This window comes from Micromonospora sp. NPDC049366 (genome assembly GCF_044466625.1).
Taxonomy (GTDB): Bacteria; Actinomycetota; Actinomycetes; order Mycobacteriales; family Micromonosporaceae; genus Micromonospora.
In genome coordinates this window covers 87,527-101,622 of the sequence record NZ_JBITMV010000009.1, presented here as the reverse complement: position 1 = coordinate 101,622, position 14,096 = coordinate 87,527, and the positions used below count along the sequence as shown (strand labels likewise).

The following is a 14,096-nucleotide window of genomic DNA, read 5'->3' as shown; positions in this document are numbered from 1 at the left end:
CTTAACGGGTATGCCGGCTGGTCACCTGGGCGCCACCCGGGCGCGGCATACTGCCCGCGTGCAACCCCGCCACCCCTACCTCGACGCGCCCGCGCCGCTGGCCTTCGCCCACCGTGGCGGCGCCGCCGACGGCGACGAGAACACCGCCGAGGCGTTCGCCCGCGCGGTCGCGCTCGGCTACCGCTACGTCGAGACCGACGTGCACGCCACCGCCGACGGGGTGAGCGTCGTCTTCCACGACGCCACGCTGCGCCGGGTCACCGGCGAGCCGGGCCGCATCGCCGACCTGCGCTGGGCCGACCTCGCCTCGGTACGCGTCGGCGGCGCCGCCGTCGTGCCCCGCCTCGACGAGGTGCTCACCGCGTGGCCCGAGGTGCGGTTCAACATCGACGTGAAGTCCGACTCCGGCGTGGAGCCGGCGGTCGCCACGGTCGCCCGGACGGGCGCCGAACACCGGGTGCTGCTCGCCTCCTTCAGCGACGCCCGGCTGGTCCGGATGCGCGCGCTCACCGAAGGCCGGGTGGCCACCTCGCTGGGCATGCGCGGCGTGGCCCGGCTGCGGATGGCGTCCCTGACCGGGCGACCGGTGCGGCTGCCGCCGTCCGTGGTGGCCGCGCAGGTCCCGGTGCGCTACGGGCGGGTGCCCGTAGCGGACCGCCGGTTCCTGCGCTACGCCCACGCGCTCGGCCTCCAGGTGCACGTCTGGACGATCGACGAACCCGCCGACATGCACGACTTACTTGATCGTGGTGTGGATGGCATCATGACCGATCACGTCGGCGTGCTGCGCGACGTCTACCGCAGCCGCGGCCACTGGGCCGCCTGATCCCCCACGAGGACCCGATGGCCGAGACCGTGACCCCCGCGGTGCAGGGCAACAACCCGCCTCCCCCGGCGAGCACCCGCCGCGAACGCACCGGCTGGTACGTCTACGACTGGGCCAACTCGGCCTTCCAGACCACCGTCATCACGGTGTTCCTGGGGCCGTTCCTCACCACCGTCGCCGAGCTCGCCGCCGGGTGTGAGCTGGGCGCCGACAGCTGCGACGGGTACGTGCACCCGCTGGGCATCCGCGTCGCCGCCGGCTCGTACTACCCGTACCTGATCTCGCTGTCGGTGTTCCTCACCGTGTTCGTGCTGCCCGTCGTCGGCGCCGTCGCGGACCGGTCGGCGCACAAGAAGCGACTGCTCGCCGGGGCCGCGTTCACCGGCTCCGGCGCGACCATCGCGATGGCCTTCGTCACCGGCGACCGCTACCTGCTCGGCGGGGCGCTGTTCCTGATCGCCAACATCAGCTTCGGCGCCGCCATCGTGGTCTACAACTCGTTCCTGCCGCAGCTCGGCGGGCCGGACGAACGCGACGGCATCTCCAGCCGTGGCTGGGCGCTGGGCTACCTCGGCGGTGGTCTGCTGCTGGCCATCAACCTGGTCGCCGTCACCATGTTCAGCGAGGAGGGCAACCCGCAGCGCACCCTGGACCTGGCCCGCTGGTCGATCGTCTCCGCCGGCGTCTGGTGGGCGTTGTTCACCCTGGTGCCGCTGCGCTGGCTGCGCGAGCACCCCACCGCGGCGGCCCTCGCCGGCGGCGGCAACGTGCTCACCGACGGGTTCAAGCAGCTCGGCCGCACCCTGCGCGAGATCAAGGCGTACCCGCTGACGCTGTTCTTCCTGCTCGCCTTCCTCGTCTACAACGACGGCATCCAGACGGTGATCACCCTGGCCAGCCAGTACGGCACCGAGGAGCTGAAGCTGGAGCAGAGCACCCTGATCGTCACCATCCTGCTCGTGCAGTTCCTCGCCTTCGGCGGCGCGTTGTCCCTCGGCGCGCTCGCCCGGCGCATCGGCGCCTGGAAGACGGTGCTGCTGAGCCTGGTGCTGTGGACCGCTGTGATCATCGCCGCGTTCCGGCTGCCCGCCGAGGCGCCGGTGCCGTTCATGATCCTCGGCGGTGCGATCGGTCTGGTCCTGGGCGGCAGCCAGGCACTGAGCCGGTCGCTGTTCAGCCAGCTCATCCCCACCGGCAAGGAGGGCGAGTACTACGGCTTCTACGAGATCAGCGACAAGGGCACCAGCTGGCTCGGGCCCCTCGCGTTCGGCCTGGTCTTCCAGCTGACCGCCTCCTACCGGGTCGGCCTGGTCTCGCTGCTGATCTTCTTCGTGGTCGGCTTCCTGCTGCTGCTGGCCGTGCCGATCCGCCGGGCGATCGTCGCGGCCGGTAACACACCTCCGCGCGTGCTCTGACACCACCCCCGCGTCCGGCCGGTGGTGCTCCGCCGGCCGGATCCGGCCTGGTCGATGGGTTAGGCTGCCCGACCGTGACCGACGACGCCGCTGCCGCACCCGCCTGCCTCGCCCGGCCCCTCGCCGGCCCGGACGACTCCTCGGCCGGGTGTGCCGCCGCGCGCGGACTCGACGGGCGGCCGCTGCACGCCGCCGCGCTGAAGTTCTTCTGGGGACCGATGGACTGCGGTAAGTCCACGATGGCGCTGCAGATGAACTACAACCACGCCCGACAGGGCCGTCGAGGGCTCGTCACCACCCGCATCGACCGGTCGCTCGGACCGCAGGTCACCACCCGCATCGGCCTGGCCCACGAGGCCATCGAGGTCACCGACGACCTGGACCTTCGGGCGCTGGTCCGTGGGCGGTGGGCCGAGGGCGTACGCGTCGACTACCTGATCTGCGACGAGGCCAGCTTCTACAGCGTCGAGCACGTCGAGCAGATGGCCGAGCTGGTCGACAGCTACGACGTCGACGTGTACGCGTTCGGGCTGGCCACCGACTTCCGCTCCTGCCTCTTCCCCGCCGCGCAGCGCCTGTTCGAACTTGCCGACGAGGTGGCCCGCATCCAGGTCGAGGTGCTCTGCTGGTGCGGCCGGGAGGGCCTGCTCAACGCCCGCGTGGTCGACGGGCGGGTGGTCCGGGAGGGCGCCCAGGTCGTCATCGGCGACACCGTCGACACCGCCGACGTGCGCTACCAGGTGCTGTGCCGGCGGCACTACCGCAGCGGCGACCTCGGCCCCCGCGACTGAGCTCCGCGCCGCCCCGACACCGGCCCGTCGCCCGGCTCGGAGCGGTCATCGCGCGCCCCGCCGGACCCGGAGCCGGTCGGTCATGATCACCGCCACGGTCACCACGGTCGCCAGCACCGCGCAGCCCACGACGGTCACCCCCAGCCGCTCGCAGGCCGGTATCAACGCCAGCAGCACCACCACCGCCGCGATCCGGCTGGCCGGCAGACCGCGCCACAGCACCGCCTTGTAGGCGGCGTGTCCGGCGAGGAAGAGCGCCGGACCGCCCAGGGTGAACAGGGCGCTGACCATGGTGGCGGGCGCGCCGGGCTCGCGTAGCAGCCGCTCGTCGCCCGCCGAGGTGACGACGATACCGGCCACCATCACCGGGTGCAGGTAGTTGAACGCCAGCCGGCTCAACGCGCCGGTGCGCTCCCCGGCCCGGGCGATGACCTCCGTGGCGGCCGGCGCCGAGCGGGCGAAGTAGACCCACCACAGCGCCACCGAACCGGCGAACGCCACCAGGAACGCCCCGGACGTCACCAGGTCCACGTGCCGGGTGAGGGTGCTGCCGGTGACCAGGATCGACTCACCCAACGCGATGAGGACGAACGCCGCGCAGCGCTCGGCCAGGTGCCCACCCTCCACCAGCCACCGCTCGGGGCGGGAGCGCCCCCGCCCGGGAATCGGGTAGCCGATCGACAGGCCGACCACCTCGAGCACGATCACGGCCGCCCACAGCGCCTCCCGGGCGGCCCCACCGACCAGACCGCCGAGGACCACGAGCACGGACGTCCCGGCGATCCACGGCAGGGACTGCTGAAATCCGGCGACCAACCAGGGGCTGCCCCGCGTCGCCCACAGTCCGAACATCGTCCGACCCACCTGCACGGTCACGTACACGGCCGCGAAGAGCAAGCCCGTCCCGGCGAACGCCTGCGGGATCGCCGCCGACAACAGCAGGCTGCCCAGCGTCACCCCGATCAGCATCGCCCGCACCGGCCCCTGATCCGGATGCAGCCAGTTGGTCACCCAGGTCGTGTAGACCCAGACGAACCAGACCAACGCCAGCAACAGCGCCGTCCGTCCGGCGCCCCGCCAGTCCGGGTGCTCGATCAGATAGTGCGACAGCTGGGTGACGGTGAAGATGAAGACCAGGTCGAAGAAGAGCTCGGTCGAGGTGGTCGGTTCGACGCCCTGACGCTCGCGCAGCAACCGGGGGTGAGCCAGGTCGATGGCCGGCGGCTCAGAAGGGGTCACCGCAGATCCGCCAGTGGCGGCCCTCCTGCACGACCGGCAGCTTCCGTTCCTCGGTGGCGCCGCTGTCGCGGGTGATCTGCACGGTCACCGTGCCGCGCGGGCGACCACCGCGGGTGCTCACCGACACGTCGGTGATCTCGTAGTCGCGGACCATCGGCGGGGTCTTCACCCAGCTGGTGAATCCGATCTCGCTCCACTTGCCGCGGGCCTCCTCGCAGAGCCGGTCGTACGCGCCGTCGGTGTCGCCCACGGTCACCGAACGCAGGAACTCGTCGGTGGTCTCCCGCACCGGCCCGGCCGCCTGGGTGACGACCTGAAGGTTCCACACCCCCAGGCCGGCCACCCCGACGCAGCACAGGGCGACCGCGACACCGGCGAACACCATCCCGGTGCGCATCGGTCGGCGGGGCCGCACCGGCCCGCTCCACGACTGCACAGCCCCCACGATCCGACGGTAGGCAAACCCGCGGGTCCGCGGGCGGCAAACGGCTCTGTCGCCGGTGCCGGCGCATCGTCTACCGTCGGGCGCACCACCCCCGAGCGCGTGCCAGGAGCCACCCATGACCCGCTTCGTGCAGCCGGTACCCGCCCTCGACGACCCGTACGCCACGGACGCGCTGTTGCGCTCCTGGCTGGAGCGGCAGCTCGGCGCGGCCGGGCACGCCGCCGCCAAGGGCCGGCTGGCCGACCTCGCCGCCGACGTGGTGGGGTCGCTGCGCGCCGCGCACGCCGACGCCGAGGCGCACCCGCCGACGCTGGTGCGCTACGACCCGTGGGGTGCCCGGGTCGACCGGATCGACACGTCCGCCGGCTGGCAGGCGCAGCGCGCCGCCGCCGCCCGGCACGCCGTGGTCGCCCTGCCCTACCTGGACTCGGCGCGCGGCACGTGGGGGGCCGCCGCGCGGGTCGTCCAACACGCCCTGCTGCACCTGTACGGCCCCGAGTCGGCCACCTTCTCCTGCCCGGTGGCGATGGCCGACGGCGCGGCGGCGCTGCTCAGCCTCCCCGACGTCGATCGGGACGTCCGCGACGCCTGGCTGCCACGGCTGATCTCCACCGACCCGGCCACGGCGATCACCAGTGGGCAGTGGATGACCGAGTCGCAGGGCGGCTCCGACCTGGCCCGCTCCAGCACCATCGGCCGGCCCGCCGCCGACGGCTCGTGGCGGATCACCGGCGAGAAGTGGTTCTGTTCGGCCGCCGACGCGGCGATGGCCGTGGCGCTGGCCCGACCCGAGGGCGCCGGCCGGGGCAGCCGGGTGCTCGCCCCGTTCCTGGTTCCCCGCTACGCCGCCGACTCGCCTCTGGCGGGGACCGCCGCCCCCGACGCGCCCGCGCCGGGCGTCACCGTGCACCGCCTCAAGGACAAGCTCGGCACCCGGGCCCTGCCCACCGCCGAGATCGGGCTGCGCGACGCGTACGCCCTGCCGTTGGGTGACCCCGCCCGACCCGGCCTCGTCCGGGCGATGACCCTGGTGGTGGTGACCCGGGTGCACAACGCCGCCGCGGCCGCCGGCGGGATGCGGCGCGGCCTGGCCCACGCGCTGGCGTACGCCGCTGCCCGGCACGTCGCCGGTGGGGCGCTCACGGCGTCCCCGCTGCACCGGGCCACCCTCGGCACCCTCGCCGTCGACGCGGCGGGCGCGTTCGTGCTCGCCGGGCACGCCTTCGCGCTGCTCGGCCGGGTCGAGGTCGGCGCCGATCCGGCCGCCGCGGCGGAGCTGCGCATCGTGGCGCCGCTGGCGAAGCTCGCCACCGGCCGCCTGGCGGTCAGCTCCGCCAGCGAGTACGTGGAGGCCTTCGGCGGCGCCGGCTACGTGGAGGACACCGGCGTGCCCCGGCTGCTGCGCGACGCGCAAGTCCTGCCGATCTGGGAGGGCACCACCAACGTGCTCGCCATGGACGTGCTGCGGGCGGTCAGTCGCGAGGACGCCGGCGCGCCGCTGCTGCGGCGCCTGGCCGCCGCCGTCGACCTGGCCCGGCCGCTGTCGCCGACGCTGGCCGACACGCTCGCCGCGGCCACCGCCGAGCTGCGTGCCGCCCTCGCCGGGGTGACCGCCGACCCGCAGTCCGTCGCGGTGGTCGCCGGCGCCCGCGGGTTGGCTCTGCGCCTGGCCCACGCGCTCACCGCCGCCCTGCTCGTGGAGCACGCCGCGTGGGGCGACGAGCAGGCCGAGGTGGCGGCCCGGCTGTGGGCACGCCGCTGGCTGCGGCACGAGGACGTCGCCGCGGACGCCCACCACCACCTGGACCTGCTCGCCTGACCGTCCCGGCCCGCCCGACGGTACCTGACAGGAGATGGCAGGTACGGGCGCGAGACTGCCGGCATGACAGTGAAAGCCGACCTTGCCATGGTCAACCTGGACAGCTCCGATCCCGCCGCCCACGCCGCCTTCTACCACCGGCTGCTCGGCTGGGAGGTCACGCACAGCCAGCCCGAGTACGCGATGATCAGCGGTGGTGGGGTGTCGATCGGCTTCGGCCTGGTCGACGGCTATCAGCCGCCGTCCTGGCCCGACCCGGTCGGCGGAAAGCGCTACCACCTCGACCTCTACGTCGACGACCTGGCGCAGGCCGAGAAGGAGTTCGTCGCCGCCGGAGCGTCGAAGCCGGAGTTCCAGCCCGGCGGTGAGCGCTGGATGGTGCTCATCGACCCGGTCGGGCAGCCGTTCTGCATCTGCCGCCGCGGCTGACCGGCGGTCGGCGTGGGCGCCCGGTGAACCCGCCGGACTCGCCGGATGACCTGCCGGACAAGCGGAGGTGAATTGTGGTGCGCGGGCGGCGCTGAGTCGCCGTTCGCGCACCCCACCCGGGCTACGCTGGGCGCCGCCCGGTGATCGCCACCGCGGCGGATGACAGGCCCACCTCTCCCGAAAACCTGGTGTCGTGGTTCACAACGCGTCGTCTCCTCCGTCCGCACCCGGCCGGGGGTCTGAATGCCACCACGGCTGAGCGTCGTCGTCCCCTTCTACAACGTCGCGCCCTACATCGGCGACTGCCTGCGCTCCATCACCCGGCAGACCTTCACCGATCTCGAAGTGGTGTTGGTGGACGACGGCTCGTCCGACGGCAGCGCCGAGGTGGCCGCGCAGTTCTGCGCCGACGACCCGCGGTTCCGCCTCGTCCGGCAGGAGAACCAGGGCCTCGGCCCCGCCCGCAACACCGGGACCGCGCACAGCACCGGCGAGTACCTCACCTTCGTCGACAGCGACGACCTGGTGCCGGCGCACGCGTACGAGCTGCTGGTCGGCTCACTCGACCGCACCGGCTCGTCGCTGGCCGCCGGCAACGCCCGCCGGTTCAACAACACCCTCGGGGTCCGCGCCGCGTACCTGCACCGGAGCATCTTCGCCGCCGACCGCGAGGTCACCCACATCCTCGAGTACCCGGCGCTGGCCCTGGACCGGATGGTGTGGAACAAGGTCTACCGCCGGTCGTTCTGGGACGAGAACGGCTACGAGTTCCCGCCGATCCGGTACGAGGACTACCCGGTCACGCTCCGGGCCCACCTCGACGCGGTCACCGTCGACTGTCTCAGCGCCCCCGTCTACTACTGGCGGGAGCGGGAGTCCGGCGAGTCGATCACCCAGCAGAAGTACGCCTTCGCGAACCTCGCCGACCGGATCACCTCGGCGCTGACGGTCCTCGACCTCGTCGACGAACGCGCCCCGGATTTGCGTACGCCGGTGCACGGGCACCTGACCGAGATCGACCTGCCCACCATCGTGCAGGGATTCGGCTCGGTCGAGGAGCACGAGCGGCCGGCGCTCGTGGAGCTGGGGCAACGGTTCATCCGGCGGCTCGACCCGGCCGCGCGGGCGGCGGCCCGGCCCCTGGACCGGCTTCAGTTCCGCGCGTTGGAAGCCGGCGACGCCGACCTGCTACGCCGACTGGCCGAGCACCGGACCGATGTCGGCGTCGACGACTCCCGCGCCCGCCGCCACGCCGTCCTGCCCTGGCGCTACCAGAGCACGTACCCCACGCCGACCGGCGCCGCCCGCTCGGTGCCGCGCCGGCTCTACCGACTGCCCCGCCGCGACATGCGCCTGCACACCACGCTGACCCGGGTCGAATGGGACGACACCGACCTGGTTCTGCGGGGCACCGCCGACATCCGGCACGCGCCCCGACCGGCCGACGAGACGTGGCGGCTGCGGATGTCGCTGGTCCGTGGGCTGCGGGCGGTGTCCCTGCCGGTGCGCCGCTTCCCGACCCGCGACACCCACGGCGACACCGCGCTCGTCGGCTTCGAGACGCGCGTACCCCGGCGGCTGCTCGCCGCCGCGGTCCCGGACGGCGCCGTGCCGCACATCGCCGTCGACATGCGGGTGGGCCCGCTGCACCGGCGCGGTCGGCTCAGCGGCATCGGGTACGGCTCGGCCCAGTACCCGCACGGGGCGTGGGTGACCGACGACCTGTGGATCCAGCCCAGCAGCGGCGGCGAGCGGTTCACGCTGCGGCCGCTGCGCCGGCCGGCGGAGCTGACCGAGGCCACCGTGGACGGTGACGCGCTGGTCCTCGCCGGGCGGCTGGCCGCGCCCGCCGCCGACGCGACGCTGACCGTGGCCCGCTCGTCCGGCACGCTGCGCGTCCCCCTGCTGGTGGGGCCCGGCGGCGACGGCCGCGGGTTCACGGCGCGGGTTCCGGTCGCCGACCTGATCGACGCCGCCACCCCGGACGACCCGTTCAGCCAGCGGACCGCGCGGGTGCCCCGCCTCGACCGCGACGACGCGCTGCTGCTCGCCACCGGGCTGCGGGAGTCGGTGTCCGTCACGCACGCCGGGCGGCTGCTGACCGTCACCCGCTCCCCCGGCGGGTACGTCAACCTGTTCGAGGGGCCGGTGCGGCTGCACGCGGACGCGGCCGAGGTGTCCGACGGCGACGCCGGGCAGCGGCTGGTCGTCGCCGGTCCGTGGTGGGAGCCGCGTGATCCGGGCCGGGTCGTGTGGCGGCGTTTCGTGGACGGCTCCGACGCGTACGTCGACGTGCCGTGCCACGCCACGTACGACGAGAAGTCCTGGTCAGCGCAGGTGCCGGCTGCCAACCTGCTCCCCGCGTCCGGTGTCGGGGCGATCGACTGGACATTGTTCGTCGTGCCACCCGACGGCACGTCCCCGTACGCGGTGCAGGCCGACCCCTACCTGATGGCTGTGCTGCCGATCGACCTCACCATCGGCGCGGCGCGGGTACGGCTGCTGCCGCGGGCCGGCCGGCTGCACGTGGAGGCGGACTGATGCACCACCACAACCACTACTACGGCCAGGCACACATCCTCGCCCGCCACTGCGGGTTCGACGACGAGTTCCCGCCGCGCATCCGCGGCTACCTACAGCACGGCTGGAACGTCGGCTGCGGCTGGAACCCGGCGCACGAGTTCTTCGACGGCGCGTGGCGGTACGTGTGGAGCGACGCGCCGCGTCGGCGCGGCCACGCCCTGGGCCGGCGCAACTACCACGTGGTGGGCGCCCCCTGGCTCTACCTGCAGGACCTGGAGCCCGACCTCGGCCGGGTGCCCGAGGAGGAGCGCCGCGGGACGCTGTGGTTCCTCTTCCACGGTTGGGAGGGCGGCAAGATCCACGGCGACCACGCCCGCCTGATCGACGAGATCCGCGAGACCGAGACCGAGCCGGTTACCGTGAGCCTGTACTTCACCGAGTACGAGCGGCCGGAAGTCCGCGCGGTCTACGAACGCGCCGGCTTCGAGGTGATCTGCTTCGGCCGGCGCGGCTGGAACTACGAGGGCACCGACCGGCGCTTCCTCTACAAGCAGTTGGCGGCGTTCCGCCGGCACAAGCGGGTGGCCGCCAACCGCCTCAGCACGGCGGTCTTCTACGGCGTCTCGGCCGGCTGCCAGCCCGCCGTCTACGGCGATCCGATGGCGATGGAGGGCGAGAACCCGCTGTTCGGGGGCACCGCCCGCGTCGCCCGCCTCTGGCCCGAGATGCACGGCAAGGACATCGACCTCGCCACCGCCCGGGAGATCACCGACCAGGAACTCGGCCGGGCGTGGACGCTCTCGCCCGCCGAGATGCGCACGCTGTTCGATTGGAATCGCCGTGACTGACACCAGCTCGACCGAGATCGCGGTGGTCCGCGGCGAGATGCAGCCGTGGAGCGACGCGAACGGCCCGCGCCGCCCGGCCGGCGGTCCCGTGCTGGCGGCCCTCCTCGACGACCTGCTGCCGCCGGCGTCGCACGCGCTGGTGCTCGGCCCGCACGACGGGGACCTCGTGGCCGCCGTGGCCGCCCGCAGCGCCCGGGTCACCGTTCTGCTCCGGTCCGTCAGCGACGCGACCGAGCTGCGGGCCACGGTGGACGCGCCGAACGTGCGGGTCGTCGCCGGGGCGCTCGACGGCCTCGTGGAGCGGGGGGACGGCGGCTTCGACGTCGTCCTCGCCGCCGACGGTCTGGACCGGGTGCTCGGCTACGACTCGCCGGAGTGGGACTGGCCGCGTCGGGCGGCGGCGACGGCCGGGCTGGCGGCACCGGGCGCCCTGGTGATCGTCGGCCTGAGCAACGAGTTCGCCCTCACCGACCTGCTCGACGGGCGGCCGGCGCACGAGCGGCACGGCGACGACGAGTGGCGGCCGCTGCACGACGACCCGACCCGTCCGAGCTCGCCGCAGCAGCTCCGCGACGCGCTGGCCGCGTCGGGTCTCGACGTGACCGCCCTGTACGCCGCGTTCGACACGGCCGGGTCGACGCACACCCTCCTCGACGCGGACGCCGCGGCGCGCGGTCGACCCGGCCATCCGGCGGCGCGGCTGGCCGTCCGTGGGCTGGAGGCCGCCGCGTCGGCACAGCCGCTGCTCGCGCCCGTGACCGACGGCGCCGATGCCGCCGCCCGGGCCGGCCTGCTCGGTGCGGTCGCGCCCGGCTGGCTCGCCGTCAGCGGCGTACGCGCCGTGCACACCGCGTACGCCGCCGCCGGCTCCGGCCGGGTGCTGGCGGCCGACCTGTCCGGGGACCGCTGGCGGGTCACAGTGGTCGGTGCCGACGCTGCGGCCGGCGCGGACCTGCGGCCGGTGAACGAGCCGGCGGAGCTGCCCGACAGTGAGTCGGTCGAGCGGCTGCTGCGGCGGCTCGCGGCGGCCGAGGACGTGCCGGGCTTCCGGGCGGTGGCCGCGCGGCTGGGCGAGTGGGCCCGCGCCGGCGGAGACGACCTGCTCGTCGTCCTCGACGACACCGGGGTGGACGGCGACGGGTTCGCCCGAGGGCTGCTCGCCTGGCGCGGTGCCGCGCCGGCGTCGCCCGCGGAGCGGTTGGCCGCCGCCTGGCACCGCTTCCACGACCGGCTGGTCGGCGGCCACCACCGCCACCCGTGGCCGCCGTGGCAGACCCGCGACGACCTGGTCACCGTGTGGCTGGCCATGTGCGGGGAGGAGGCCGACGCCGGCCTGCTGGACCGGGGACGCCGTCTCGCCGACGCGCTCGCCGCCGCGGTGGACGCACCGGCGGACGGCGGGACCGACGTGCGTACGGCGCTCGCCGAGGCCGAGGACGCCCGCGTCCGGGCGGTCGAGCTGGCCGGTCACGTCGCCGGGCTCGAACGCACCCTCCGCTTCCGTGACCAGCAGCTGAAGGTACGGGAGAACCGGTTGCGGGCGCTGCGCGCCGAACTGCGCGCCTTCAAGGGCTCGAAGGCCGGGCAGTTCGCCGAGGTGATCCGCAAGGCCGCGGTGATCCGCGACCCGAAGCGGGTGGCCCGGGCGGTCAAGCGACGCCTACGCTGAGCGGCCGCGGGCCGGGCGTACTCAGCCGCGCCGGCGTGCCCGGGCCGCCCAGATCACGTACGCCGGGTCCCGGTCGAGGTTGTGCCGGTCCCGGTCGTAGCGGCGGGTCGTGCGCGGGTCCGCGTGCCCCATCGCGTCCTGGACGTCCTCCAGGGGCACGCCCTCCGCGCGGGCCGTGGTGGCGAACGCGTGCCGCAGCGAGTGCGGGGACAGCCGCGCCCAGGCCGGGATGCCGGCGTCGCGGGCCAGCCGGCGGACCAGGCGGAACACCGAGTGCCGGTCCAGGCGGGCGCCGCTGGCGGTGACCAGCAGCGGCCCGGTCAACTCGGTCACCGGCACGCCCTGCGCGGCGGCCCGCTGCGCGAGGTAGGTGTCCACCACGTGCGCGGTGCCGGGGGTCAACGCCCGCCGGCGGGGCCGGCCGCCCTTGCCGACGAAGCGGACGCTGCGGTGCCCCCGCTCGTTACCGAGGTCGTCGACATCGAGCGAGACCAGCTCCCCCACCCGTAGCCCCAGGTCGGCCAGCAATCCGATCGCGGCACGGTTGCGGGCCGCGGTCGGCCCGGTCTCGGCCTCGGCGGCGGCCAGCAGCGCGTCCACCTCGTCGGGAGTGAGCCCGATCGTCGCCGAGTGATCACGGTCGATGCGGGGGCGGTCGGCGCCGGCGACCGGATTGGCGCCCACCGCGTCGAGCTTGACCAGGAAGTCGTACCAGCTCGACAGGGCGGAGAGGCGCCGGGCGACGGTGGCCGGGGTGAGGGGACGGCCGGTGCGCGGGCCGACGGTGGATTCGAGCGCCCGGGCATAGTCGTTGACGTGCAGGAACGTGGCCCGCAGCGGGTCCAGGTCCCGGGCCGCGCACCAGGTGAGCCACGCGGCGACGTCCCGCCGGTACGCGTCGCGGGTGTGCGCCGAGAGTCGCCGGTTGCGCAGCCAGGCCTCGGTGACGTCCATGGGGGCGGTGGGCAGGGCGGGGTGCGGCGACGGGCGGGTCAGCGCCGGGACGTCCGTGGAGACCATGTGAAAAAGGTTCTCAGCTCTGGATGGCCATCGCGGTGAGGCGCGCCCGAGGGTGATCACGTCGGACCCGACGGATAGCGTCGGATGATGCGCGCGAGTCGGCTGGTCTCCCTGCTGCTGCTTCTGCAGAGCCGAGGCCGGATGACCGCGCCGGAGCTGGCCGCGGCGCTGGAGGTGTCCATCCGGACGGTCTACCGGGACGTGGAGGCGCTGAGCGCGTCCGGTGTGCCGGTCTACGCCGAGCGCGGGCCGACCGGCGGCTACCGGCTGCTCGACGGCTACCGCACCCGGCTGACCGGGATGACCGCCGAGGAGGCCGAGGCGCTCTTCCTCGCCGGCGTGCCCGGCCCCGCCGGTGAGCTGGGGCTCGGGTCGGTGCTGGCCGCCGCCGAGCTGAAGCTGCGGGCCGCGCTGCCCGCCGAGCTGGCCGACCGGGGCGGCCGGATCCGGCAGCGCTTCCACCTGGACGCGCCGACCTGGTTCCGCGAGCCGGAGCCCACCCCGCACCTGGCCGCCCTGGCCGACGCGGTCTGGTCGGGCCGCCAGGTGCGGATGCGCTACCGACGCTGGCGTACGCCGCGCGAGGTGGAACGCACCGTGGCGCCGCTGGGCCTGGTGCTCAAGGCCGGCCGCTGGTATCTGGTCGCCACGGTCGACGGGCAGGCCCGCACCTATCGGGTCGGCGCGATCCTGGAGTTGACCGTGCTCGACGCACCCGTCGACCGGCCGGACGGGTTCGACCTGGCCCACTGCTGGCGGGAGCACGCCGACCGCTACGAGCAGGGCGTCTATCGCGCCGAGGCGCGGGTGCGGATGACGGTGTCGGCGCTGGAGTCGATGACGCACGTCTTCCCGCCCGCGATGACCCGCGCCGCCCGCGCGGCCGCCGGCGAGCCGGACGCGGACGGCTGGCTGCTGACCACGGTGCCGATCGAGTCGGTCAAGCACGGCCACATCGAACTGCTGAAGCTGGGTGCCGAGGTGGAGGTGCTGGCCCCCGCCGAGCTGCGGGAGCGGTTCACGGGCACCGCGCACCGGCTGGCCGCGCTCTACCCCGCCCCTGGTGGGTGAC

The 14,096-nt window shown here is 74.3% G+C and carries 12 protein-coding genes; 9 read left to right on the top strand and 3 right to left on the bottom strand.

The genetic code is table 11. The features are described from left to right. Nucleotides 1–58: 58 nt before the first annotated feature. The 3 genes from ACIBTV_RS14950 to ACIBTV_RS14940 all read left to right on the top strand — a co-directional run bounded on the left by ACIBTV_RS14950 (nucleotide 59) and on the right by ACIBTV_RS14940 (nucleotide 3,032). Entirely contained in the window at nucleotides 59–826 is a 768-nt protein-coding gene (locus ACIBTV_RS14950; RefSeq protein ID WP_396705078.1) for a glycerophosphodiester phosphodiesterase, read from the top strand. 17 nt (nucleotides 827–843) lie between these two features. Continuing rightward, a complete protein-coding gene (locus ACIBTV_RS14945; protein WP_396705076.1) occupies nucleotides 844–2,241 on the top strand; it encodes an MFS transporter in 1,398 nt (465 codons plus the stop codon). Nucleotides 2,242–2,315: 74 nt separating this feature from the next. Then, entirely contained in the window at nucleotides 2,316–3,032 is a 717-nt protein-coding gene (locus tag ACIBTV_RS14940) for a thymidine kinase (protein ID WP_396705074.1), read from the top strand. A 45-nt stretch (nucleotides 3,033–3,077) separates the two neighbouring features. On the opposite strand, the gene ACIBTV_RS14935 is transcribed toward ACIBTV_RS14940, so the two are convergent. Together ACIBTV_RS14935 and ACIBTV_RS14930 are read right to left on the bottom strand one after the other, a co-directional pair. After that, on the bottom strand, nucleotides 3,078–4,271 hold the full coding sequence (locus ACIBTV_RS14935; RefSeq protein ID WP_396705072.1) for a low temperature requirement protein A: 1,194 nt from the start codon (nucleotides 4,269–4,271) through the stop codon (nucleotides 3,078–3,080). Further along, entirely contained in the window at nucleotides 4,258–4,668 is a 411-nt protein-coding gene (locus ACIBTV_RS14930) for a hypothetical protein (RefSeq protein ID WP_396705355.1), read from the bottom strand. Before ACIBTV_RS14930 ends, ACIBTV_RS14935 begins: the two co-directional genes overlap by 14 nt. Before the next feature lie 163 nt (nucleotides 4,669–4,831). On the opposite strand from ACIBTV_RS14930, the gene ACIBTV_RS14925 reads away from it, so the two are divergent. The 5 genes from ACIBTV_RS14925 (at nucleotide 4,832) to ACIBTV_RS14905 (ending at nucleotide 12,004) form a co-directional block, all read left to right on the top strand. Continuing rightward, on the top strand, nucleotides 4,832–6,535 hold the full coding sequence (locus ACIBTV_RS14925) for an acyl-CoA dehydrogenase family protein (protein WP_396705071.1): 1,704 nt from the start codon (nucleotides 4,832–4,834) through the stop codon (nucleotides 6,533–6,535). Between the two features lie 63 nt (nucleotides 6,536–6,598). Next, a complete protein-coding gene (locus tag ACIBTV_RS14920; RefSeq protein ID WP_396705069.1) occupies nucleotides 6,599–6,964 on the top strand; it encodes a VOC family protein in 366 nt (121 codons plus the stop codon). Between the two features lie 243 nt (nucleotides 6,965–7,207). After that, a complete protein-coding gene (locus ACIBTV_RS14915) occupies nucleotides 7,208–9,505 on the top strand; it encodes a glycosyltransferase family 2 protein (protein WP_396705067.1) in 2,298 nt (765 codons plus the stop codon). Continuing rightward, nucleotides 9,505–10,335 (top strand): hypothetical protein, encoded by an 831-nt coding sequence (locus tag ACIBTV_RS14910; RefSeq protein WP_396705065.1) that lies wholly within the window; start codon nucleotides 9,505–9,507, stop codon nucleotides 10,333–10,335. Before ACIBTV_RS14915 ends, ACIBTV_RS14910 begins: the two co-directional genes overlap by 1 nt. Next, nucleotides 10,328–12,004: a hypothetical protein gene (locus ACIBTV_RS14905; RefSeq protein ID WP_396705063.1), complete on the top strand. Its 1,677-nt coding sequence runs from the start codon at nucleotides 10,328–10,330 to the stop codon at nucleotides 12,002–12,004. Before ACIBTV_RS14910 ends, ACIBTV_RS14905 begins: the two co-directional genes overlap by 8 nt. A gap of 21 nt (nucleotides 12,005–12,025) precedes the next feature. On the opposite strand, the gene ACIBTV_RS14900 is transcribed toward ACIBTV_RS14905, so the two are convergent. Beyond that, nucleotides 12,026–13,024, bottom strand: coding sequence for a tyrosine-type recombinase/integrase (locus tag ACIBTV_RS14900; protein WP_396705061.1), 999 nt, complete (start codon nucleotides 13,022–13,024; stop codon nucleotides 12,026–12,028). Nucleotides 13,025–13,111: 87 nt separating this feature from the next. On the opposite strand from ACIBTV_RS14900, the gene ACIBTV_RS14895 reads away from it, so the two are divergent. Next, the gene (locus tag ACIBTV_RS14895) at nucleotides 13,112–14,095 is read left to right on the top strand and encodes a helix-turn-helix transcriptional regulator (RefSeq protein ID WP_396705060.1); all 984 of its coding nucleotides are present in this window, start codon (nucleotides 13,112–13,114) and stop codon (nucleotides 14,093–14,095) included. Nucleotide 14,096: the final 1 nt, after the last annotated feature.